Here is a 23630-nt window from a genome sequence, read left to right as displayed (position 1 = left end):
GCTTCACGTCCCCCTACATCTTTTGAAGGTTGATGATTGCTTCATCCAGATCCATTGCTCCACGTTCGATCTCATCGAACAGATTCTCAAGATCTGTATCCCGTTCCTCTTCGAAAGTTTCCTTTTGAGGAGACTGGTGAGGCTTCTGCTTTTCTGTGGTGCTCATATAAGTAGTTAGTCTGGAGATACTTGGATATTCAAACAGATCGGTCAGTATGAGTTTTCCAGGGTAAGTTTTGTCCAATTTCAAGAAAATCTGCTTAATCATAATAGAGTCTGCACCGAGTTCGAAAAAGCTGTCATGTACATTCATCTCTTTAATGCCTAAATATGGTCCAACTATATTCGCAATAGTCCGGTCCATCTCCACGGAAGATTCCAATTCAAGTTCATACTGTTCCGTTGGGATCTGAACAGTAGAAGCGGATTCCTTCTTCATTGATATTTGCTTTGCTCTTTCCGGCATTCTCATCAATTTTTGTAACCTTTGTCCGATGTTGGCATCAAGATGAAAGTGGTAGTTATTCAAAATGTTTAAATAGGGTGAATTCCAGTTCAATTCCCCCACCAGCAGACGGTCGGTCTGTTTTCCCATTATTTCGAACAATCGATCCAATGCCCACTCTTTGGGCATCGCTTTGAATAAGGTGTCAAAATCAAACCCGGCTCTGGAAGCCATGCCTACCTCTTTCCAGGTAGTCCAATTCAGCGTTATCGTACGCATCCCTTTGCGGTTCCGCATTGGGGCATAGGCATCCTGATATGCATTCGCGGCGGCATAAGCAGCCTGTCCAGTAGAACCAAATAACGTAGCGACGGACGAGAACATGACTAGAAAATCTGGCTGATCATCGGCTGTTAACTGATCCAGCAGAGGAGTCCCCTTCACTTTCGGAGCCAGCATTGCTGTAAACTCTTCCTCAGTCATCTGGTCAGCATGTTGTGTACTCCCAACGCCTGCTGCATGGATGATGCCATGTATACGACCAAATCGACTTCTTAATTGTTCAATGGCTTGACTTAACTGATCTGCATCGGCAACATCAGCTCCGAGATACATCAACTGTCCGGCCCGTTTCTCCATATCAAGCAACCGAAGAAGCTTACTTTTTAGATCTGGTGAAGTATTTTTCGCATTTAGAATGATGTCCCAATTGTGACGTTTGGGCAGTGCCGTTCTTGCAATCAAAGCCAGATTCATACGTCCAAATGATAGCAAGCGTTCAGCAATCTCCATCCCCAGACCACCAAGTCCACCTGTAATAATGTATACGCCGTTTTCTTTCCAGTTCATATCAACATCAGGCATGGAACCCACATCAGCAGGTGCGAATTCAGCTTGGTATGCTTGTCCATTTCTAATCGCCAAAGACTTCTTCTCCAACGGCCCCAAAATGTAACGCATATACTGAGAGGTATCCCAATCTTGGTCAACATCTATACAGAAGCATTCGAGATTCTGAATCTCACGCTGTACCGTATGTCCGAAAGCCAGCATCGCCGAATTCTCCGGATACAGAACTTTCTCGTCACCCGTCACTTCATTAGCAAAGCTTGTCACCAAAATCATCTCAACCTGCTCTGCAATGACGTGTGAGCACGCCTTGGTAAGTCTCCATACAGACATAAGACCTTTGTCCAGCCTGTTTTCCTTATTTTCTAAATGGTCAAGTGATGCTAAATGCACGATCCGATAGGGACCTCCAAAGGACACTTCCAGCAAAAGTTTGATATAATCACTCTCGTTATTTCGAATTACATATGTCTGTGCATCCTGTTGAAGGTAAGATGTTCCCAATATCACTTCGATAACTGCTACTCCAGCTTCACGAATTTGGTTCACCAACTGGGTTGCATGTAGCTGTGTATCATTTCGTATTAATAAAACACGTTCAACATTATGGATGCTGGATGAGTTAATCTTGCCGATCTCGCTCCAAGGCTTCCATGACAATGAATAATACATCGCTTCTTCCTCAGTCTGTACCGAATTATCGGGGTTAGTATCAATCCAGCACTTACTCTCCTCAAATGAATATGTGGGCAAGCTCAACTTGTTATAGGTCACATCTGGATAGATTCTTGACCAATTGATCTGAGCACCGCCTTGATAATGTGTGCACAACTCCTCTAGCACGGTTGCTCTATCACATCCTTCGATATGCCAGTTCGAGATAAGTTCTTCTGTAGTGAATAACTGATTACTTTTCCTAAATGTATCTTGTTCATATTTACCGGTCTTGGGTTCTGCAAGAAAGTCGTTTAAATGCTGCAGCAATTGATCCAACGAACTGACCACCCACACCGCTCGGTGTGCATGATGCTGTCTTCCAGTAGCTGCTGTGCAGCATACATCCCTCACATCGGCCTTCGGGTTCTCATTGATCCACTTCACATATGATTGCACCTGACGGGAGAGATTTCCGGATGATACACTTGAGATCAAAAAGGGATAATGGTCATCGCGCCCCAATTCCACTGATATGTTCGGAGCTTCTTCCAGTACGACATGGCAATTGGTGCCGCTTAACCCAAATGAACTGACTCCACATCTTCGAGGAGTGGCCGCCTCCCACTCCCTTGAAATGACATTGACATAGACTGGTGATGTATCAAATTCAAATTTTGGGTTTGGCTTATTAAAATGAAGTGTAGAGGGAATACGTTTGGATCTGAGTGCCATAATCGCCTTCAGCAGACCCGCTAATCCTGCACTGTCGTACAAATGGCCCACATTGGACTTAACCGATCCTATGGCACAGAATTGTTTTTTGTCCGTAAATCTGCGAAAAGCCGATTTGATTCCTTCCAGTTCAATCGGGTCCCCAATGAGCGTACCTGTCCCATGTGCTTCCAGATAAGAAAGACTCTCTGGATGAATTCCAGCATCACGCCAAGCATGAGTCAGTACTTTTTCATGAGCTACCGCATTGGGCGTTGTGATCCCTGCCGAATACCCATTCTGATTCACAGCTGTGCCTTTTATGACTGCATACACATGATCATGATCCCGCAATGCCTGTTCCACAGGTTTAAGTACAACACTTACTACACCCTCACCCATTCCTGATCCATCCGCATCTTCATCAAAGGTTCTTGTTGTTCCATCACTGGATTCAATACCGATTTTGTAATACTCTTTATCCAGTGGAATCATATTCAGCCTGATCCCTCCAGCGATAGCCATATCACAACTTCCTTCACGTAATGCACGTACTGCCATATCCAGAGCAACCAGCGAAGAGGAGCATGCTGTGTCTACAACCATAGCCGGCCCCGTCAGATTAAGTAGATACGCAATTCTTGCAGGAATGATGGACGAAAGATTGCCTACGGTGGCGATCGGTAACATGTCCGGGCTTAATTCCTCGACCATCTGTTTGTACTTGTAACCTTCTTGATCTCCGATTACACCCACGTACACCCCTGTTGAACTTCCAGCCAAACGGTCACCACCATAACCTGCATCCTCAACCGCACGCCATACCGTTTGCAAAAACAATCGTTGGACCGGACTCATCAGCTTGGCTTCCTGTACACTCATACGGAAGAAGGAATAATCAAATTCATCGATTTCGTCCAGATAAGCTCCGTTCAAATAACGTACATGCTCCAATGAACCTTGCTTGTGAAGCAAGTATTGATCCAACTGGCCCTTTCGATGATTGGGCAATTCACGTATGCAATCAATTCCATAATCAAGCATCTTCCAAAATTCATCCAGCGACTCTCCGGTCGGCAACTTCGCACCGATACCTATAACAGCTATATCATGTCTATTATCCGTTGTTATATCCATTTCAGTAGTAGTGTCCTGGTCATCTTCTTCTTCCCATTGCTCTCTGTCGAACAATTGATCAAGCATGGCCGTCCCCCTATGAAATTTCATTTCAATTCCGGTTGTACCAATAGTTGAAGTCCTCTCACATAATTGGCAATAAGACGTTTCACACGGCTCTGTTTTAATTTACGTCCATTAAAACGACAATTGCACTGCAGAATATCACCTTCGTCAGACACTAGGATAATCAGATCGTAATAGTTCAGTACATCGTCCGATGCCTTGAACAGATGCTGTTCACCATATAAAGGAATAATTGCCCACTCCGTGCTGCTTGTTCTGATCTGGCTCATCTGCTCGACGGGAAACGCTCGATCGGAAGGCATGGTTATGATCTGTTGATGAACATTTTGAAAGAGCTCTTTCATTGTCTTGTATTGATCGAAATTCAATCGTACAGGTGTGATCATTCTCGCTGTACCATAGGATACGTGCATATCAATAGAGGGTTGTTCTGACAACGTGTGTAACAAGTAAGCATACATAGCTGATGCCAACACATGAATACTGATCGCTTCGGATTGTGCAATCAGTCGCATATCCTGTACCAATGAAGCTGGGAGAGTGAATTGATACGACAAGGCTTCGTAACCTCGATCCGTATGGAAAAAGCCCCGATCCATCCGTACAGGCTCCATTTCCACTCTGTCTTGTCTGATCAGATTCGCCCATGAGACAATAGAGGTATGTGAATACAAGCTGGAAATTGCTATTTTGTCTGGAAATGCATCATCGATTGCCTCATGAATCTGCGTTACTTTTAGCGAATCGAATCCAGCTTCAGCCAGGTTATCCGTTACTCCGACATTCCTAAGTCCCGCTACGGACTCAACAATCTCAATCAGCTTTTGTTCGATATGATCACGAGCTGGTTGTACTTCTTTGTTCTCCTGGATATGGCTTAACATGCTCTGAATAGATTGTTCGATTTCACTAAATTCTCCTGTTTCGTACCGCTCCTGAAGCCTGTAACGTTGAAATTTTCCACTCGTCGTTTTAGGAATTTGCTTAATGGGCAGCACGGACTTGAGTTCAATCCCCATCCGCTGCTGAATATGTGCTTTGGCTTCTCCAACTCTTGGAATAAAAGATGGCAAGTCCTTTTTATACAGTACAAACATTACAACGCTTTCCGATCCTGTAAGTAGATTGGAGACACCACATACAGCGACTTTCCCCAGATCAAACTGCTCCAGTTCCTCCGTTACACGTTCAATATCATGCGGATATACGTTTTGACCATTGATAAAGATAATGTCCTTGGTTCTGCCCGTAATGACTATTGCGCCATCATTCATAAATCCAATATCTCCAGTACGAATCCATCCATCGGCTGTACTTGCTTTTTCCGTAGCTGCTGCATTGTTGTAATAACCGCTTGTTACACTCAATCCTTTAATTTGAATACTGCCCAGCACCAATTCCTCGACCGGCTTATCATAATCATCACATATTCGTACATCACAGTATTGAACCGGCTTGCCTACTTCCACAAAAGAAACAGCATGTTCTGAGCCCGGTTCAACTTCTATGAATGGTTTCCCGGTCTCCAAATATCTTCTGTCCAGTACATAACAAGTCAAATCACCGACGTTACCAAAAGAAACACCAACGGTTGCTTCGGCCAAGCCGTACGCCGTCAGCATTGTATTGGAAGCCAGTCCATAAGGACTCATCGCCTCCAGAAAATTGAAACAAAGTGCCGGAGATATCGGCTCAGCACCGTTCATAATAAAACGTACCGAAGACAAATCGGTTGATGCAAAGGTTAGTGGATTATATGAATCCAGAAAATATTTATAAGCAAAATTTGGAGCATATAGTTGGGTGACACGGTGTTCAGAAGTTTTGGTTAACCATAATGTAGGGTGACGGATAAATAAGGAAGTCGGCATAATAAACTGTTGCAGACCTTGGAAGGTACTTGTAAGGTGAAACGCAATCAGACCCATATCATGGGTCAGGGGTAACCAACTCAAAGAACGGTCATTAGAGGAGATTTGGGTTGCTATATTCATAGCTTGTATATTTATCATGACATTGCGGTGTGTAATTACTACACCCTTGGTTTGTCCCGTAGAACCTGAAGAAAATTGGATAAAGGCTATGTCATCCGGCTGGATGCTAGCTTCAATTCCCTCAACAATAGGTTCTTCTCGTACGTTCGAGATGCCCTGTACTATAAAGATTCGGGCATGCATTTCTTGGACAACCTCTTCCAGTCCATTCTTCCGGGCAAACTTGTCCAAGCTTTCCGTGAGATCCTGATCAGCAGCAATAAACGGATGATTCAACGTTTTCCACACATTGTAAAGCTTCATTCTTTGCTCCTGATTTCCGCCTACGGTTATCGGAACCGGTATGATTTTTCCAAGCGTGCAAGCCCAAAAGGTGACAATAAACTCTTCTTCCGAGTTCAGTTGGAAGATCAATTCATTACCCGGCTGCATCCCGAATGCTTGAAGTTCTCCTAATCGGATTTTGGCTGATTGCAGAAGGGACTGGTACGATACAACCTTTTCTTCTTTGCTGCCATTCAGAAAAGTAATACCTCTGTCTGTGACTGAACCAAGGGAGCTAAATAATTGAGCCAAGTTATCCATGCTCATAACTGGAACACACTCCTTGTCAACTAGATTACATAAGGTTGCAGCTTTTCATTTATAATTCTCGTTGTTTCCTGAATATTATCCTGGATATAGAAGTGTCCTCCATCCAATTTGACAATGTCACATTGTGAACCAGCGTACTTTTTCCATCCGATCAGATCGCTAGATTTCACTCGGGTATCGCTTCTGCCAGTTAACACGGTAATATCACTCTGAACCTTGAAAGGCTTGGGCTGAAAACGATAGAGTTCGACAATCCTGAAATCCGCTCTAAGTACAGGTGCAAATAACGAAAAGAGCTCTTTATTGGTAAAGACCTCATCCGACGTTCCACCCATGTTCTGAATCGCCTCTCTGAACTCTTCGTCTGGCAATGCGTGAATATTCTCATCCTTGAAAATATGTGGTGCACGATTGCCTGAAAGCATCATATGTTCAGGCAATTGTTTCGTTGACTGTGCAAGTCGGTAATATAGTTCGAGCGCCATCCAGCTTCCCATGCTATGTCCGAAAATAGCATAAGGCCCATGAATTAGTGAGGAAACCGTGGGGTAGATATCTTCAATCGCTTCTTCAAAGCTTTCATAGAATGGTTCCCCCACTCGAGCGCCTCTTCCTTTTAATTCGATCGGTATTACGTCAATAAAAGGGCTTAAAGATGATTTCCAGCGATGAAAAATCATGGCTGATCCACCTGCATGAGGCAAACAAAAAAGTTGAATTTTCTTCATTAGCCCTATCATTCCTCGTATTCTTATTTTTATCGTAATTTATCATTTTACGTAAAAAAATACAATATTTTCTGTGTTATTGAATACATTATGTAGATTGAATAGATAGGGGCAAATCTCCCTTGTTGCTTCTGAATTGATTGCGATGTTCGGTCGGACTTTTGCCTACTTTTTTCTTGTACATTGCACTAAATTGTGTACTAGAACTGTACCCTAGCTTCGTCGTAATTTCAGAGATTGGAAGATCCGTCTTGGTTACGTACTCCTGTGCCTTATCCACCCGAATCTGCTGTAGGTACTTCAGTGGCGAAACATTGAAAACCTTAGAAAACAGATTACACAGATACACTGGATTATAACCAACCATATCCGCCAGAAATTGCAGAGTAATTGGCTTCTCATAATTGTTTTGGATATACTTGCATATCATGACCAAGTTCCGTTTGACTGAGTCCTCCCGATCCGTTTCCGGTCGCATCAAATTAGCCAAATTCGTTTGATAGTAACTGGAGTATACTTCAAGAAAATCTCTTTCAGCTATTTCGATGTCCTCTCTACTCTCTACCGTTCGGTTCAACAGACTTACAGCAAGATCATAGTGTTTACTACCATTCTCACTTAATATGTGACAGCTTGGCAGTCGCTCAAGCAGATCCGATCCAAAAATAATCCCCCTCATTTTCAGAACAGGTTTATCGTAATTTTGCAGTCTTATTTTATTTGCCAGCAGCACAGCCCCTGCCTTAACTTGCACCGTTTTGCTAAACACACTGATTTCCAATGCATCCATGACCTCAAATATGGCAATCTGTCTTCTGAGAGACAAGTCAAATAGATGTTTTTTTTCACGGACGACCATATCATAAGAAACAACAGAACGTAGTTGGAAATCCATTATCGTTAACCTCCTGATTGTTTTTCGGACGGTTTTGACAAGTACGGTGCTATACATTCATTCCTAATCTTGATCTAAGTTGTGTTGAATTTTTTAAGCTGATTACGAATGTAATCCAATAAATCTTTTTTTTCCTCAGGTGGTATCCACTCCGTTAGTCTGGCTGCAGCAATGGGAAGAACCCATCGATGTATCTCGCGAATGTCCATGCCCGAGAGAGACAAGTAATACTCAATATACGCTTTACTCATCCTGCTTTTGATTATCTTCAGCAGAACTTTCATCATCAATGGAGCGCCTTTGGGCAAATTTCCGTATTTTAATAACACTAGCGTCCTTGCCACATCTGCTGCTGGACAGCCCGATGCGCCTGTCATCCAGTCTATGATCCAGGATTCTTTGCCTGTAATCACATTATTGGGATGGAAATCCCCATGACATAGAGATCTGCCTTCCGGCAAACTATGTACATAGTCCATAATCTGTTGCTTCTCAATGTCCGATAGATCGCTTGCGTTTGATATATTCTTCTCTAATACAGTCTTATGCTTTTGTTGAATCTGTTCACCCGATTGCTGGTGTATTTGATGATGAAGTTCTGCCATCTGCCTTGCTCTGCGCTCAATGGACCACGGTTTAATAATCATCTCTTCCAGAAGTGTCCTTCCACTGGCCAACTCAAATATGATACCTTTACGATTATTGATCGTCACCATATCGATTGTTTGTGGGCATTTAACTCCAAGTTCCAAAACGATTCGAGTATTATCAAACTCATGCTGAATCGCTTCCGCAGAGAAATCTTCTCTGAAAAGTTTCAAAATTGAAGTTTCACCATGTCTGAATATTTCCGCTGTCTGTCCCTGCCCAATCCGTTTCAATCCTAATCAACTCCGTATCTTTCCTAAATCAATTATGGTAAAACATCAAAGAACCTAATGATCAAGCCCTTTTTTCATAGCATAATGAATGATCCTGCCTAATGCAAAAAAAGGGCTCTTCCTTAGGTCCTGCAATGCAAAATCTAAACGTTTCGATTCGCGCTATCCTTAACTTTTTCTGCTTTATTTGAACCTCTTATTTCACGGCGGTGTGTTACAACCTCCTGTGTTGCGATTAAAATTTCATGCATTTGAGTCGTGCCTTCGATAATTTCATTGATCCGGGCATCCCGATAATATCTCTCTACGGGATAGTCTCGATGGCAACCATTGGCACCATGAATTTGCACCGCATCACTGGCAACTTTATTCACCATGGTTGAAGCAAAGTATTTGGCAGTCCAAGTTTCCATAATGCTCTCTGGATCACCCACATCTCTTAAATATCCTGCTCTGTAACACAGCATCCGTGCCGCTTTCATATTCACTGACATTTCAGTGATCATTTTTTGTATCATTTGATTCTCGCGTATAGCTCTTCCGAATTGGATTCTGGAATTGGCATAATGTACCGATGCATCCAGACATGCCTTGGCTAAACCTACACAGCCACAAGCGATCGTGTATCTTCCATAATCCAGACAAGGTAGAGCAACATGTGATAACCCTGTACCAACTTGACCCAGGAGGTTTTCCTTCGGAATACGACAAGAATCCATTTTCAGTTCAGCAATCATCGATGCTCTCGCTCCAAGCAACCCGCTCATAGGTTCAACGCTGAACCCAATGGAATCTCTCTCCACGATAAACGCTGTCGGCTTGTTCTCACATTGGGCAAGAATCAAAAATACGTCTGCAAGCTGCCCCATGGTAATCCATTTTTTATGACCGTTAAGTATGTATTCATCTCCGTCTAATACGGCCGTTGTTTCAATGCTTTTGGCATCGCTTCCAACACTCGGTTCTGTCAATCCGAATGAACCCAAAGTTGTTCCCGTAGCTAATGCAGGCAACCAGTACTGTCTTTGTTGCTCCGTTCCCCAACGCAAGATCGCTAAACCCACCATCCCCTGAACGGTTAACAAACTTCTGACAGAGGAGCACCCACGTCCAACCTCTTCGTTAAGAATCCCGATAGTGATATTGTCCAGTTCCATCCCGCCATATTCTTTTGGCAACATGGAGCCCAGATAACCAGCCTCTGTTATTTTCGCAAGGAGTTCCGGGTGAATTCGTTCTTCGCTGTCATTTAAACTAGCATATGAAATAATCTCGCTGTCTACAAAATCCTTGAATTGTTCCTGCCACATCAATTGCTCCGCATTCAGTTCAACTTTCATCACATATCACTCCTGATTTTGAGGTTATAAGTCCAATAAACGGAACTCGATGCTGTGATTGTCTGATATAAGCTTGTGTCGTCATTTCCCCTTTATGACTCATTGGGAATCTCATAATTGATGCACTTACGCAAACTGTCTTTCAGATGTTGCAATGTTGTGAAGTTCTCCAATTCAAGATACTCATCGTCCATCTCAATATTGAATTCGTTCTCCAAGGCAATGATCAGTTTGATAAATGAAATGGAGTTTAATCCAAGAACTCTTAAATCCTCATCCAACGCACTTACATCCAGCTTTTGTTCAGAAAACATTTCCACGACCTGATAGAAGTGAATATCAAACTGATCATAAGCCACAGGATATTCTTGCAAAAAAGATTCCTCCTCGATGTGAGACATGTAATCTTTGAAAATCCATTTTTGTAGCACCATTTCTGTGATCAGAATCTGTTCGAACGTTTGCCTAAGAGTATAGGAATCGCAACAAAAAAAGTCCTACATTTTGTAAATATTCCATATATTCTCTGACTTCGATACTATCATAATTTTCCTGAGTCAAGCAATCACTATTGCCATGTATTCACAAATATTTAATAGGTTTCCACCTTCGAGATGATATCCCTATCTTGCGACAATGATTCATTATCTCAAAGGTGCTTTGACATAAATACATCGACCTCATCTTCACTGTCCAATATAAATCCAAATCGTTCATACAATCGCCGAGCAGGGCTTCCCTGCAAAACATTTAAAATAACACGTTTCCCCTGAACTTCATCCTGTTCCAGCAGCATGTTCAGTACCTGAGTTCCTATTCTCTGGCCTTGATAATCGGGATGTATGTAGAAATGTTCCAATAGATATGCCTCAGCCTTGGGCTTTAACGCTACACAACCTACCATTGAACCCTCCACTTCAATAATCTGTGTCTGGGCAGGATTGAATGTATTCCGGAAACGTTCACGCACCTTCACATCATCGTACCTTCCCAGTCTGGTTAGATCATCGTATAATACCAAGGCTCGCAAATCAGCAAGTTGCTCTTGGTCTGCCTGTACAGCTTGACGCATTGTTATTGGGTTCATTTGTTGAATTCCTTTCCAGTGGAGAAACGTTAATTTTTGAATGTCATATCGCACTATAGAACACTAAAAATCATACCTTTGGCAACTCACTTGAGCAACACCGGATTTTAGAACGCACTATATTTTTCAAACATACTGAACTCCTCAAAAAAATAAAAAAGCCCAAAAAGGACGGTGCAGTCTTGCTTATACCAATAAGCGAACCTGCAGCCATCCCTTCTGGGATGTAGATTATTATAGAAAACTATGAAACATGTGAAGCTTGTGCCGCATGTTGTAATGCTTCCAGACCCAATGCTAACGCACCACATAGGCCTGCATGCTGGCCCAATCCGGGCTGCACAATATATTGGTCGATATGTTGCGTGATTGGGGCAGCATTTACATAACCATTGAGATTCCGCACTACCTGCTCCCGGATCATAGGAAACAGATGATCTTGCTGCATCACACCACCACCCAAGATGATCTTCTGCGGCGAATGAAGCAAGATGGCCGTAGTAATCGACTCCGCAATGTAAAAGGATTCGATCTCCCACGCCGGATGATCTGCCGGCAGTTCACTGCCAGGGATCTGCCAACGAGCTTCAATGGCTGGACCTGCTGCCATTCCCTCCAAGCAATCGCCATGATATGGGCATAATCCGGCAAAGTGATCGTCTGGATGGCGTCTTGTCCGAATATGTCCACCCTCGGGATGTAACAATCCGTGTACTCGTTTGCCCCCTGCCACAAGTCCGACACCAACTCCTGTACCAATCGTGTAATATACACAGTTGTCCAGTCCTTGCGCCGCTCCCCACGTCGCTTCACCGAGCGCGGCAGCATTCACATCCGTATCCCATCCAAAAGGAACCGGAAATTCATGCTTCAAGGTTCCAACCACATTACAGTTTTCCCACCCAGGCTTAGGTGTGGTCGTAATATAACCATAGGTGGGACTATCCGGTTGCAGATCAATCGGACCAAAGGAGCCGATCCCCAGGGCTTCCACATCTTTATCCCTGAAATAGTCGATCACCTTAGCAAGGGTAGTCTCCGGATGTTCTGTTGGAAAGCTGATCCGATCTTCAATCTGCCCATGCTCATTACCTACACCACATACAAACTTTGTTCCGCCCGCTTCTATAGCTCCAATACGCATCGTTTTGGGCCCCTTTCCTTCATTACAATTAACCTTTAGCCTTGGTTGATGATATCTCATAGATATGAAGTGAAGAGAAGACCAGATCTGTATTTTCGGCATGAGCAGAGATGCCTTGGCAATCCGCATCCGGATAGATCAGATCCGTGATAACCGCCTGACCATCATTTGCAAATACCTCCACAGATGAATGATCTACAAAGATACGCAAACTTTGATTTCCGTTCACTTCTTTTAACTCAGCTGTATGACGGCTCAGGAAAAGTTCATGAAAATTGCCGATGCCCGATCGACTACGATCAACGTACACTTCACTTCGGATCGAGTCTACACCAACGACCGTTTCGTGATCTGCGCCGCTTCTTAGTGCAAAATGGAACGTCTGATCCTGAGCCCACTCTGCATGGATCTCATAGTTCACGAGTTGCAATGTGTTCAACTGCTCACTCACTTGCTGAATCGAAGCATCCTGTAGGGACAATACTGGCGTACGGGCTTGCTCAAGTTCACGTGCAGGACGTTGAATCAATATAACTTCTCCCGCTCTTGTCTCCAGTGTCAACTCCCGGGCAATGGTCATTGCTCCACGGTAATCATTGGTCGGCGTCTGGTTGGCATACATCCAGTTGCTCATCCAGCCGATAATGAGGCGTCTTCCATCTTCCTCAGGAACGTCAGACCAACTAACTCCTGCGTAGTTATCCCGACCATAATCAATCCAGCGAATCGTCTGGGATGCCTCGTCTGGGACAAATGTAGTTCCATCAAAATCTCCGGTAAAATATTGTGTTCTGGAGCCTTCAATAAAAGCAGGATCTGCACCGATGCTAACGAGCATCACCCATTTCTCCTGCCCTGAATCTCCATCTAATGCAAGCGGGAACAGGTCGGGGCATTCCCACACGCCATCGTGTGAACCAATCCCTGCTCCAAATTCACTTCCTAGCGTCCAATCCTTCAGATTGGGAGAACGATACAGACATACCGTTTGACCACAAGCGATAATCATAACCCACTCCTTGGTCTGCTCATGCCAGAACACTTTGGGATCACGGAAATCAACAAAGGACTCATGCTTTAATACCGGATTACCCTCGTACTTAGTCCAGGTTCTGCCGCTGTCTTTGCTATACGCCAGACTCTGGGTTTGTATGGCATCTTGGTTTTTAACTTCAAGATGATGGGTGAAAATAGCAACCAATCCTGGCTCACCCTCAAAGAATCCGGTCGTATTATTCCAATCCACTACGGCACTTCCCGAGAATATAGTGCCATTCTCATCGGGGAGTAAAGCTATCGGAAGTTCCTCCCAGGAGATCAGGTCCCTGCTCACTGCATGGCCCCAGTGCATGGGGCCCCATGTGGTTCCATGTGGGTGATGCTGATAGAACAAGTGATACTCCCCATTGAAAAACACCATGCCGTTTGGGTCGTTCATCCACTTCTCTTTCGGTGAAAAATGGTATTCATTTCTGTAATCTTGTTTAAGAATTGTCGACATTATGGTTTCTCCTCCGTACTTTTCTTTATTTGTTATTACGGTCATATCCCGCTTGTTTAATCTGTAGCCATTCTTGCAATCCAAGGCGATCCAGCTCTTTCAAGTAAGCATCCCATTCCTGATCTATTTTCCCGTTCTGATACCATTCTGTACGCAGACGTAACACATAGGCGAAGAGATCGGTCTCAATCGTGGACAATCGATCCAGTTCATCGATGGAGAAGAACACACTTGGATATACGTTCTCCGCTTTCATATGCGGAACCATAACCTTATCGAGAAGTTCCATCCGCCAAGCCGCATCTTCCGGTTTGGTTGTGTATTTGTCATAATAACTGTCGAGTATGGCCAATGGTCCTGCGATACTGGTTTTTTGTCTGAGTTCAACTGGTGCAGAGCCCTCCAGCGGAAGATGCTTCAGCATGCCTTTGGCTTCATCGAATTCAAAAATATTTTGCTGACTCTCGTCTCCATAGGTACCCCAGTTGTTCTGCACAGATTGGATCGGATCGTACAGTTGGTCTACCCACTTCGCTGTGGATTCCAGGTTTTTATTGCTGCTGGTAATGACCATGCGACCACGATCAAGTCCTATTCCGTTTGTTCTTGTGACATTGATCTCTCCGTTAGGCCCGGCAACCGGAGGCAGAACATCATACGTATCATTCATGCCTGTAATGTTAGCCTTATCCCATGTGAAGTACATGCCGTACTTATTATCCTTGCCTTTCGCAAGATACGTGTTCCAATCCTGCTGGTACGATTCGACATCCACGAGGCCTTCCTTAACCAGCTCATGAATGTATTTAACCGCTTCCTTGTAGCCTTCATCAGCTGCCGTGAAGACCACTTTCCCATCATTGGTTACCACGGTATGATCCCAGTTCTCTCCGAGTCCAAATGCCGCAAAGAGAAATGTCAGATCTTCTCCGCCCGGTTTGTTAATGAAAGATAACGGAATTTCGTCGGCCTTACCGTTGCCGTTTGGATCTTGAGTTTTGAACGCGATCAATACTTCTTTCAGTTCTTCGGTTGTCGTTGGCATCTTCAGTCCAAGCTTGTTCAGCCATTCCACATTAATCCAGGGTAAGTTATCCACCGCCTGAATCCGTTGTTTGCCACTTCCGAGTTCTTCAATCCATGGGAATGAATAAATATGTCCGTCTGGAGCCGTAATCATGCTCTTGTATTCGGGAGCTTCCTCCAGCACCTTTTTCAGATTGGGCATGTGTTGTTCAATCATGTCCTCAAGTGGAATGATCGCCCCGTCCTTCGCCAGTTTCAGGAGATCATAGTCCCCGTAACCTGCATCAAAAATGGCATCCGGCAAATCACCGCTGGCGACCGCCAGATTTCTTTTTTCTGCAAACACATCACTCGTATAGTTCTTCCAGTTGATATGCACATTGGTTTTCTCTTCGAGTCGCTTGTTAATTAGCTTGTCGTTTGGATCAGCGGGAGCCAGCGGAGAGCTCTGTGTTATAAAATTCAATGTCACCTTGCCATCAGGGGATTGCGCCTCACTTGCCGCGCCGCCTCCACCTCCGCCACAGGCGGTTAAAAAGAGCATTGCAGATAACATGGAAATGGATGCCGTTGTAACGGCTTTTCTGGACTTGTTCACTTTTTTCATAATAATGACCTCCATGAGTTGGATTGGATCAACTTACTGTATCGCAGGCTGTTCACTATTTGAGGGAACCGACCATGACACCTTTTTCGAAATACTTCTGGAAAAACGGGTACATGATAATGAGTGGCAGACTCGAAATGACAATCGCTGAGTATTTAATCATCTCGGAGAGCCGTTTCAGTTCTGCCATCGCGAGCTGATCACTGATCATGCCCGGTGCAGCCTGATTCTGAATCAGAATGGAACGCAGAACGAGCTGTAACGGATGCAAGTTCGGATTATCGAGATAGATCATTGCATCAAAATAGGAATTCCATTGCCCAACGAACGCATAGAGTGCGAGTACAAAAATGATCGGTTTCGACAATGGAATGACGATCTGGAAGAAAATCTTCATCTCAGAGGCGCCATCCACGTTTGCAGCTTCTTTCAGTTCTCGAGGGACTCCTTTGAAAAAGGTTCTGGAGAGAATGATGTTCCAGACGTTAACCGCTCCAGGGATGATGATCGCCCACACCGTATCAAGCATGCCGAGATTACGTATGAGTAGATACGTAGGGATTAATCCCCCGCCGAAGAACATCGTAATGATAAAGATAATCATGAAAAATCCACGTCCCGCGAGCCTATCATCCGACAATGCATAACCTGCAAATATGGATACGGTCACGGTGATCAGTGCAAAGGAAACTGAGTACAATACCGCATTTGCAAACCCCCGGATCATGGCTGGATTGGACAAAATCATCTGATATCCGTCCAGACTCCAGTCCGATACATTAAAGGACAGTCCACGATTCAGTAGCACCGTTGGGTCCATGAAAGAGGCGATAACAATATAAATCAGGGGAACAACCACAACCAGTACAGCACAGGTGAGAAAGATGGCATTGAGTGTGAGGATCAATCGATCCATTCCCGTGTGTTTAACAACCATGGATAATACTCCTTTCCTAATAGAGGCCTTCGCCTTCATTCAATTTCTTCACAATCAGATTCACCGTCACCAGCAAAATCACATTGATAACCGAGTTGAACAATCCAACTGCCGCAGAATAAGCGTAATCTCCAGACTGTAACCCCACCTTGTAGACATACGTGGCAATAATCTCGGAGGAAGGCAGGTTCATGGACGTCTGCATCAGATAAGCCTTCTCAAATCCAATGGACATAATCCCGCCAGCTGCAAGGATAAAGACGATGGCCATAATCGGACGAATCGTTGGAAGGTCAATGTGGCGAATACGCTGAAGGAGATTGGCTCCATCCAGATTAGCCGCATTGTGAAGCTCCGGATCAACATTGGCCAAAGCCGCGACGTATATGATGGAAGCCCAGCCCGCTCCGGTCCAGATATCGGACAAAATGTAGATCCAGCGGAAATATTCCGGTTCAGACATAAACATGATCGGCTGACCTGTAATCCATGTGGCTAATTGATTAATTGGCCCTGTCGGTGAGAGGAAGATGAACAGCATACCCACAACCACAACAACCGAGATGAAATTGGGTGCGTACAGAAACAATTGAATATTTTTCTTGATGCCAGCTTTGCGTACCTGATTCAGCATGAGTGCCAGTAAGATGGGCACCGGGAAACTGAATATCAATCCCAAAAAGCTGAGTTTAAGCGTATTCATTAAAATGATATCGAAATTGGGTGAAGCTATAAATTTCTCAAAATGCTTCAGTCCTACCCAATCACTACCCATGATGCCTTTGATCGGACTGAAATCCTTAAACGCAATGATGGCTCCGTACATCGGAATGTACTTGAAGATAAGAGTCAAAATTAAGGCTGGTGCAAGCAACATATATAAAAAGTAATTTTTTTTGAGCTGCTGTAACCTATGACCGCTTGTCGTCCTCACTTTCAGTACCCTTCCTTCGCCCTTTTTGCTGTCGGCTATGTTATCCAACACGATACCCCCGTTCATTCTAGAAGTTGACAATTGTTTTCAGTAAGGGCTTTCAATATTTACAATTGCCTATTTGATAATTTACAATTTATCAGGTTTCAACGGATTTAGTCAATACGTTTTGTAAAAAAATATTTGTGCATTTGATCATTTCATCTTTGCATTAATGTAACTAAAGAGGATTAAATTTGCATATATACAGCACTGAATCGTTAATACTCGCATAGATATTTCTATATCATGACTGTAATAGATTATCATTGTTACACTAATTAACAAAACTTCTGGAACAATTATGAAAATAGAATTCGACTATCTAAATGTAAATGTAATTGTGCATTTGTAAAACAGAGATTGCTATTTGTCCCGTTCTATTATACATTTGACTTAGAGAAGAATATGGATGACTATTGAGGATTAGAGGTGAAGCATTAGATGGCAAAGGAAAAAGTCACGATACAAGACATCGCTGATGCTTTGGGGATCTCCAGAAATACGGCTTCCAAAGCATTAAATGATAGCGGAAACATCCCGGATGAAACCCGAAATCGTGTAATTAAAAAAGCAATTGAACTTAAATATAAACAGTTTGCCTATATGGACAATGAGCATGTTCTAACCAAGGCTCCGGGCAATATCGCCCTGTTAACTGAAAACCTGCCTGGTACATCTCACTTTGGTTCGTTGTTAATCAGTGGTCTGGAGAAAAGAATCAGTGCGGAGGGATACAATCTCTCGATTCATATCGTGCGTGAAGACGATCAAGATACACTTACACTTCCCAACAATTTTGATATAGCCAAAGTAGACGGCATCATTTGCATTGAATTATTTGATCTGGAATATACACAGCTGATTACCGATCTGGGCATTCCCACCATCTTTATCGATTGCGCTTCCAACATATGTTATCCCGAATTCAAAGCAGATCTGCTACTCATGGAGAATGAACATAGCATCTATCAGTTAACCACAAAATTAATTGAGAGCGGCTACACAAGTATTGGATTCGTCGGAGATTACAATCACTGCAAGAGCTTTAATGAACGATGGGTTGGATATCAGCGTGCTATGCTGGAGGCGGGGTTGCAGGTCGACCTGTCCCATTGCATCGTAGATAATGATCGCCTGTGTTTCTCCAAGCCAGGATGGTTGAACCAGCGAGTGGCAGAGCTGGCCTCCCTACCTTCCGCTTACGTATGCGCTAATGACTTTATAGCAGTTGATCTGATTAGAGCGTTAAAAGACAGAAATGTCGCTGTGCCACAGGATATTGCGATATGCGGATTCGATAATGCACCCCAATCTCGAATTATTGAGCCAGCATTAACGACGGTTCATATTTATAGCAATGAGATGGGCATTAAGACTGCGGAGATGCTGTTATCCCGGATTAATAGCCCGACACAGCCATATCAGGTCTCCCACATTGTGACCAAACCCATCATCAGGGAGTCTACGCCATCAATCATGGCCGAGCATTCTCAGATGGTTCATAGTTCTGCAAAATAAAAAAACGTATGTCTCACGAGTAACAACTCGTGAAGCATACGTTTTTTTGTGGTTTCGATTTGGTTGGATGAAAACTCTATCCTATCCATCGTGGCCTAGATAAAAAATCATCTCGCGATTAAATCTCTTTCAAGATGCCTTTTACAAGTCCGATAAAGGTTGTTTTCACTTGCGCAGCCACTTCAATAACTTCATCATGACTTAACGGCTGATCCAGAATACCACAGGCCATGTTGGTCAGACAGGAAATGCCTAGTACCTTCATACCGCCATGGATGGCAACAATGGCTTCAGGTACCGTGGACATCCCCACTGCATCCGCACCCATCGTACGAATCATGCGAATCTCCGCTGGTGTCTCATATGCCGGGCCACTCCACCATGCATAGACACCTTGCTGCAAGCCAACATTCTGCTCTTCTGCAACCTTAAGGGCAATGCTGCGCAGTTCACGATTGTATACCTGTGATACGTCTGGGAAACGAACACCCAGTTCGGCGTTATTCGGCCCCATCAACGGGTTATTGCCTACCAGGTTAATATGATCTGTAATGAGCATCAGTTGACCCGGCTCAAAGCTTGTGTTGATGGCTCCGCAGGCATTGGTGATAAGCAATTGCTCGACACCCAGCGCCTTCATGATCCGAACGGGGAAAGTCACTTCGTCCAATGTAAAACCTTCATAATAATGAAGGCGGCCTTTCATCGCTACAACCGTTTTGCCCATCAGTTCACCAATAACCAATTCATTGGCATGGCCGATAGCCTCAGATTGAGCGAAATACGGAATATCTGTATACGGGATAACGGTCGCATTTTCAATCTCGTCCGCGAGCGCTCCCAGTCCAGAACCCAGAATCATGCCTACGGCAGGTTTGGTATGGATTCGGTTTAATATGTAATCTCTTGCTTCCTGAATATGTGCGGATTGATGCATAATGATATCCTCCTGATGATCTGAATTGAGTTAACGAAAACTGAGTTAATGAGGTGTTACTCATCAAGTGTAATGAACAATGGTCATGATGTAAATGGAAGCTGTTCTATATACAATAAAAAAACGACCCTATGCTCCAGAATCGTTTAAAAACATGGACATACCCTAATCCAATGTATATTTGTTTCTACTTTTCATATAATCGATAGTCATAATCAGCAACAGCATGAATGTAGCAAACATCAGTGGTTTGGCAAAAGTACCTTCTTCAAAGATATAATACGCAGCGACCAAGTTTCCTGCAAATATTAACAGGTAATTGCGGGTGCGATCCATCTTCTCATCTCATTTCAGGAAAGAATTTGGTTCACCATTTCTTCAACCCTATCACATAATCCCATTTAATACCATATTTTTATCATCCATACAAATCAACGCCTCTAATCATGCACGAGATAACCGCACTGTATAATCTATATTGACTACAGCAAAAAATCGGCCACATCGTGACCGATTCTCTCCACTTCCCTGATGTTCAGGACATAGGGTTAATGATACGCCAAAATGATTCCTTTGGCTGCAACTGCTGATCAAAAACAAAGGGCCAATTTTTGCGTCCGCGTACCGGGAAATGGTCTAACCAGGTATAATTGTCCGCTACTCCCCAGAATGTCACAGAGGTAATGGATGATTTATACTCACGGAACAAATTAAAGATTTCTTCATATCGACGCTCCTGTAGCTCAGCCATCTCTGAAGTTGGCGCGGTGAGGTCCGTTCGACGATCCTCATGACGAAACACGGACATATCCAGCTCCGTAACATGCAACTGCACATCCAGTGAAGCATAACGCTCAATAGCCATTCGGATCTCCTCAATCGAAGGACCATGAATATTCCAATGCCCCTGCAACCCAATCCCGTGTACAGGCGCTCCCTTGTCCAGCAAAGACCGAACCAGATTGTAGATCTTCTCCCGTTTGACCGGATCCGTCTCATTGTAGTCATTATAGAAAAGAAGAGCATTTGGATCAGCTTCATGAGCCATACTGAACGCTTGCAGCAAATAATCTTCTCCCACCAGCTCTAACCACTTCGTGTCCCGCATGAACAGGTCGGTCTTATCTTCAACAGCTTCATTAACGACATCCCACGCATATATTTGCCCCTTATACCGACCTACTACCGTATCAATATGTTGCTTCAAGCGATATAATAACAGCTCTCTGGAAGCGGGAGCACCTGAGATATCCTCAAAGACCCATTTCGATGTTTGATTATGCCAGACCAAAGTATGTCCGCGAACCCCAATCCCTTGGGCAACAGCAAAATCAACAATTTTATCCGCCGCCTCAAATGAATAACGATCCTCTTCCGGGTGAATTTCTTCAAATTTCATCTGATTTTCAGCCGTGATACTATTGAAGTGTTTGGCAATGAAATCTCCTTCGGACTGCAACATTCTGGTATGTACAGCAGCACCTATTTTGAACGTATTAGCGTACGCAGCATGTAGTGATGGAATTTCGGTTGGCATTTACAATTCCTCCCTGCCATTTTTTATCCATCATATCGTTTGTTAAATACGCTTACAATGAACAAATTATACTTCTTCCCCCTCATATTTAACTATTTATAATCCCGGGCCCTATTCGCGCAATAAAAAACACCTCCACGTATGTTCCACTGCTCATCGCAACAGAACATTTCTCGGAAGGTGTTTGTGATCGTGATGTTCATTTAAATCAACTCATATACAAAGAGGATATGAAGCGTTAAAGCTTGTCTACCTGTAACAAGGTCACCTGTTTCACTGTGCATGCCGGGTTAATTTGTTCCTCGGACAGAATGTTCAGCTTGATGAGGCTTTTCAGCTTATGGCTGTCTACCTTGGATAACAATCGCCAGATGTCCGGGTCTGGAAGAGAAGCATACAGCTTCTGATCATCGTATTCCTTCCGGTTCTGAAGCACTGTTTTCACGGTGTAACCACCAACCTGCGTCTCATAGACCCCTTGTTCTGCACAATACGCGACAATCTCATCTCGTAGTATAGACAACTGCTGCTCAATATCTTTTTGCTGCTGTTTCAGTTCGAAGTAAGTTTGCACTTTCTGCTCCATATCAATCACGCTCCTCTACTATCATAGGTATGCGAGGATCGCTAGTTTAGGACTGGCTGTTTATTTTATTTAAAAAAAGTGGTCTTTCTATTACTTAGTCGTATACTGTCGTCATTGTATATCCTCGTATTACGATTACAGCAGATTCTCATGCAAATATGAATTATGGACAGCCATGTTGTGCACCCGTTGCATTACATTTGGCCCCATGGGTACATCCCCAACGCGCTTTAACAGAATCCAGCGAAGACAAGCTACAGCTTCAAAAACCTGCTCCTCTTCCAGCGTGTACGTATAACTTGCAGAACGTGCAAATTGAGCGTGATACATCTCACCATAACTTTCCCCATTATAGATCGTGATCAGAAACACAGACCATGCCATATCGTACCTTGGGTCACCATACTGCCCATTAGTCCAATCGATGATGGTGTAATGGTCGTCCATCTCAAGAATGTTTCCCAGATTATAATCGCCATGAATCAAGCGATCCTGTCTGATCTGGACCTGCTGGATCAAGTTTGCCAGAAGATCATTTATATCGTCATGTAACTCAATTTGAGGAAAAAAGTATTGAACAAAATCGTACCTGAATATGTATTCTTCATCTTCTCCAGTACCCACTTCATTCACCGGATAACGATGGACCTCCATTAATCGCTCAGCCAAATGTGCCAGTTTGGTTTGTGTTAATTGGGTAATCCGCTCTCCATCATAGCTCGTTAACAGCACTTGATTCTCTTGCTCGTCTAATCCCCAACCGTAGGGTTTGGAAACACGAATTCCACTTTGATAAAGCTTGGACAATAGTCGATATTGTTTGGCGATATCCGGTTTAGAATCCTTGTCCCAGACTTTCAAGACGTACCGCTGATCTCCCATTTCGATTTTCATCACAGTTGCTTCTAGTCCAGGTGACAAGGGAATGATCTGATACTCCTGTTTAATCACCTGCTGAATACGTTCATCCAGTTCTACCCAATTCACCTGGCTAAGTTGAATCGTCATCGTTCCCCTCCTTCCATGATACACAAGATTAGATTATAATCGTTTATCAAATACCTTCTGCCATTTCTTCTCTTCATAACCGATAGCTATATAAAACCGATGTGCAGATTCCCTTTTTCCGTTACAACGTACCCGAATCTTATCAAAGCCGTTAACCCGAGCCCATTCCTCGCATTCGCTCATGATTATCTTACCAATCCCCATCCCTTGATGAATCCCATCCACAACTAGTCCACCGATCTCGGCAAAAGATGGACTCTCAATGGAATGTCTTCCCTGTACATGGCCCCAGCCTACGACCCTCGAATCAATCTCAGCTACACATACATAATGGTCTGGTAAGGAAGAGAGAAGAGTTAGTCTCTCCTTGATTTCTTCAGTTGTGCTGACATAACCCAGTTGATGGGATAATTGGCTCATCACTTCGCCATCCTGAATCGTAGCTTTCCTGCAATGAATCATCACTTCT

Annotated in this window: 20 protein-coding genes; 1 reads left to right on the top strand and 19 read right to left on the bottom strand. The window is 43.7% G+C overall.

The window, feature by feature from the left end; genetic code table 11:
• Positions 1-13 precede the first annotated feature (13 nt).
• The 13 genes from MKY28_RS03290 to MKY28_RS03230 form a co-directional block, all read right to left on the bottom strand.
• The gene (locus tag MKY28_RS03290; protein WP_340934864.1) at positions 14-3865 is read right to left on the bottom strand and encodes a type I polyketide synthase; all 3852 of its coding nucleotides are present in this window, start codon (positions 3863-3865) and stop codon (positions 14-16) included.
• A 20-nt stretch (positions 3866-3885) separates the two neighbouring features.
• On the bottom strand, positions 3886-6450 hold the full coding sequence (locus MKY28_RS03285) for a non-ribosomal peptide synthetase (protein WP_340934863.1): 2565 nt from the start codon (positions 6448-6450) through the stop codon (positions 3886-3888).
• 23 nt (positions 6451-6473) lie between these two features.
• Positions 6474-7181: a thioesterase II family protein gene (locus MKY28_RS03280; RefSeq protein WP_256720101.1), complete on the bottom strand. Its 708-nt coding sequence runs from the start codon at positions 7179-7181 to the stop codon at positions 6474-6476.
• Positions 7182-7269: 88 nt separating this feature from the next.
• Positions 7270-8076 (bottom strand): helix-turn-helix domain-containing protein, encoded by an 807-nt coding sequence (locus MKY28_RS03275; RefSeq protein ID WP_076252867.1) that lies wholly within the window; start codon positions 8074-8076, stop codon positions 7270-7272.
• Between the two features lie 74 nt (positions 8077-8150).
• On the bottom strand, positions 8151-8957 hold the full coding sequence (locus tag MKY28_RS03270) for a phosphotransferase family protein (protein ID WP_340934861.1): 807 nt from the start codon (positions 8955-8957) through the stop codon (positions 8151-8153).
• Positions 8958-9100: 143 nt separating this feature from the next.
• Positions 9101-10297: an acyl-CoA dehydrogenase family protein gene (locus MKY28_RS03265; RefSeq protein WP_340934859.1), complete on the bottom strand. Its 1197-nt coding sequence runs from the start codon at positions 10295-10297 to the stop codon at positions 9101-9103.
• 92 nt (positions 10298-10389) lie between these two features.
• On the bottom strand, positions 10390-10671 hold the full coding sequence (locus MKY28_RS03260; protein ID WP_076252870.1) for an acyl carrier protein: 282 nt from the start codon (positions 10669-10671) through the stop codon (positions 10390-10392).
• A gap of 275 nt (positions 10672-10946) precedes the next feature.
• Positions 10947-11384: a GNAT family N-acetyltransferase gene (locus tag MKY28_RS03255; RefSeq protein WP_340934857.1), complete on the bottom strand. Its 438-nt coding sequence runs from the start codon at positions 11382-11384 to the stop codon at positions 10947-10949.
• Between the two features lie 244 nt (positions 11385-11628).
• Positions 11629-12528: an ROK family protein gene (locus MKY28_RS03250; RefSeq protein ID WP_340934855.1), complete on the bottom strand. Its 900-nt coding sequence runs from the start codon at positions 12526-12528 to the stop codon at positions 11629-11631.
• A gap of 28 nt (positions 12529-12556) precedes the next feature.
• On the bottom strand, positions 12557-14029 hold the full coding sequence (locus tag MKY28_RS03245) for a glycoside hydrolase family 32 protein (protein ID WP_340934853.1): 1473 nt from the start codon (positions 14027-14029) through the stop codon (positions 12557-12559).
• A 25-nt stretch (positions 14030-14054) separates the two neighbouring features.
• Positions 14055-15662 (bottom strand): ABC transporter substrate-binding protein, encoded by a 1608-nt coding sequence (locus tag MKY28_RS03240; RefSeq protein WP_340934852.1) that lies wholly within the window; start codon positions 15660-15662, stop codon positions 14055-14057.
• A gap of 55 nt (positions 15663-15717) precedes the next feature.
• Positions 15718-16599, bottom strand: coding sequence for a carbohydrate ABC transporter permease (locus tag MKY28_RS03235; protein WP_036617174.1), 882 nt, complete (start codon positions 16597-16599; stop codon positions 15718-15720).
• A gap of 16 nt (positions 16600-16615) precedes the next feature.
• On the bottom strand, positions 16616-17476 hold the full coding sequence (locus MKY28_RS03230; protein ID WP_223200008.1) for an ABC transporter permease: 861 nt from the start codon (positions 17474-17476) through the stop codon (positions 16616-16618).
• A gap of 540 nt (positions 17477-18016) precedes the next feature.
• Here MKY28_RS03230 and MKY28_RS03225 point away from each other — a divergent pair.
• Positions 18017-19093 carry a LacI family DNA-binding transcriptional regulator gene (locus MKY28_RS03225; RefSeq protein ID WP_340934850.1) on the top strand — a complete coding sequence of 359 codons (1077 nt, stop codon included), beginning with the start codon at positions 18017-18019 and terminating at the stop codon, positions 19091-19093.
• Between the two features lie 118 nt (positions 19094-19211).
• Here MKY28_RS03225 and MKY28_RS03220 read toward each other — a convergent pair whose 3' ends face one another.
• The 6 genes from MKY28_RS03220 to MKY28_RS03195 all read right to left on the bottom strand — a co-directional run bounded on the left by MKY28_RS03220 (position 19212) and on the right by MKY28_RS03195 (position 23623).
• The gene (locus tag MKY28_RS03220; protein WP_036617166.1) at positions 19212-20030 is read right to left on the bottom strand and encodes a purine-nucleoside phosphorylase; all 819 of its coding nucleotides are present in this window, start codon (positions 20028-20030) and stop codon (positions 19212-19214) included.
• Between the two features lie 165 nt (positions 20031-20195).
• The gene (locus tag MKY28_RS03215) at positions 20196-20366 is read right to left on the bottom strand and encodes a hypothetical protein (RefSeq protein ID WP_186327841.1); all 171 of its coding nucleotides are present in this window, start codon (positions 20364-20366) and stop codon (positions 20196-20198) included.
• A gap of 199 nt (positions 20367-20565) precedes the next feature.
• Entirely contained in the window at positions 20566-21567 is a 1002-nt protein-coding gene (locus tag MKY28_RS03210) for an endo-1,4-beta-xylanase (protein WP_340934848.1), read from the bottom strand.
• 238 nt (positions 21568-21805) lie between these two features.
• On the bottom strand, positions 21806-22153 hold the full coding sequence (locus MKY28_RS03205; protein WP_340934845.1) for a hypothetical protein: 348 nt from the start codon (positions 22151-22153) through the stop codon (positions 21806-21808).
• Positions 22154-22288: 135 nt separating this feature from the next.
• On the bottom strand, positions 22289-23161 hold the full coding sequence (locus MKY28_RS03200) for an aminoglycoside phosphotransferase family protein (protein ID WP_340934843.1): 873 nt from the start codon (positions 23159-23161) through the stop codon (positions 22289-22291).
• 33 nt (positions 23162-23194) lie between these two features.
• Entirely contained in the window at positions 23195-23623 is a 429-nt protein-coding gene (locus MKY28_RS03195; RefSeq protein ID WP_180361841.1) for a GNAT family N-acetyltransferase, read from the bottom strand.
• Positions 23624-23630 lie beyond the last annotated feature (7 nt).

Source organism: Paenibacillus sp. FSL R5-0473 (assembly GCF_038004565.1).
Lineage (GTDB): Bacteria > Bacillota > Bacilli > Paenibacillales > Paenibacillaceae > Paenibacillus > Paenibacillus amylolyticus.
Note: the sequence above shows the minus strand (reverse complement) of the source record. Positions and strands in the feature narration are given on the sequence as shown.

Coding starts and splice junctions, on each gene's coding strand:
- MKY28_RS03255 (WP_340934857.1), bottom strand. CDS start 11,384: ATGAACCCAATAACAATGCGTCAAGCTGTACAGGCAGACCAAGAGCAA.
- MKY28_RS03215 (WP_186327841.1), bottom strand. CDS start 20,366: ATGGATCGCACCCGCAATTACCTGTTAATATTTGCAGGAAACTTGGTC.
- MKY28_RS03205 (WP_340934845.1), bottom strand. CDS start 22,153: ATGGAGCAGAAAGTGCAAACTTACTTCGAACTGAAACAGCAGCAAAAA.
- MKY28_RS03230 (WP_223200008.1), bottom strand. CDS start 17,476: ATGTTGCTTGCACCAGCCTTAATTTTGACTCTTATCTTCAAGTACATT.
- MKY28_RS03200 (WP_340934843.1), bottom strand. CDS start 23,161: ATGACGATTCAACTTAGCCAGGTGAATTGGGTAGAACTGGATGAACGT.
- MKY28_RS03245 (WP_340934853.1), bottom strand. CDS start 14,029: ATGTCGACAATTCTTAAACAAGATTACAGAAATGAATACCATTTTTCA.
- MKY28_RS03265 (WP_340934859.1), bottom strand. CDS start 10,297: ATGAAAGTTGAACTGAATGCGGAGCAATTGATGTGGCAGGAACAATTC.
- MKY28_RS03225 (WP_340934850.1), top strand. CDS start 18,017: ATGGCAAAGGAAAAAGTCACGATACAAGACATCGCTGATGCTTTGGGG.
- MKY28_RS03220 (WP_036617166.1), bottom strand. CDS start 20,030: ATGCATCAATCCGCACATATTCAGGAAGCAAGAGATTACATATTAAAC.
- MKY28_RS03280 (WP_256720101.1), bottom strand. CDS start 7,181: ATGAAGAAAATTCAACTTTTTTGTTTGCCTCATGCAGGTGGATCAGCC.
- MKY28_RS03285 (WP_340934863.1), bottom strand. CDS start 6,450: ATGAGCATGGATAACTTGGCTCAATTATTTAGCTCCCTTGGTTCAGTC.
- MKY28_RS03195 (WP_180361841.1), bottom strand. CDS start 23,623: ATGATTCATTGCAGGAAAGCTACGATTCAGGATGGCGAAGTGATGAGC.
- MKY28_RS03250 (WP_340934855.1), bottom strand. CDS start 12,528: ATGCGTATTGGAGCTATAGAAGCGGGCGGAACAAAGTTTGTATGTGGT.
- MKY28_RS03235 (WP_036617174.1), bottom strand. CDS start 16,599: ATGGTTGTTAAACACACGGGAATGGATCGATTGATCCTCACACTCAAT.
- MKY28_RS03275 (WP_076252867.1), bottom strand. CDS start 8,076: ATGGATTTCCAACTACGTTCTGTTGTTTCTTATGATATGGTCGTCCGT.
- MKY28_RS03240 (WP_340934852.1), bottom strand. CDS start 15,662: ATGAAAAAAGTGAACAAGTCCAGAAAAGCCGTTACAACGGCATCCATT.
- MKY28_RS03290 (WP_340934864.1), bottom strand. CDS start 3,865: ATGCTTGATCAATTGTTCGACAGAGAGCAATGGGAAGAAGAAGATGAC.
- MKY28_RS03210 (WP_340934848.1), bottom strand. CDS start 21,567: ATGCCAACCGAAATTCCATCACTACATGCTGCGTACGCTAATACGTTC.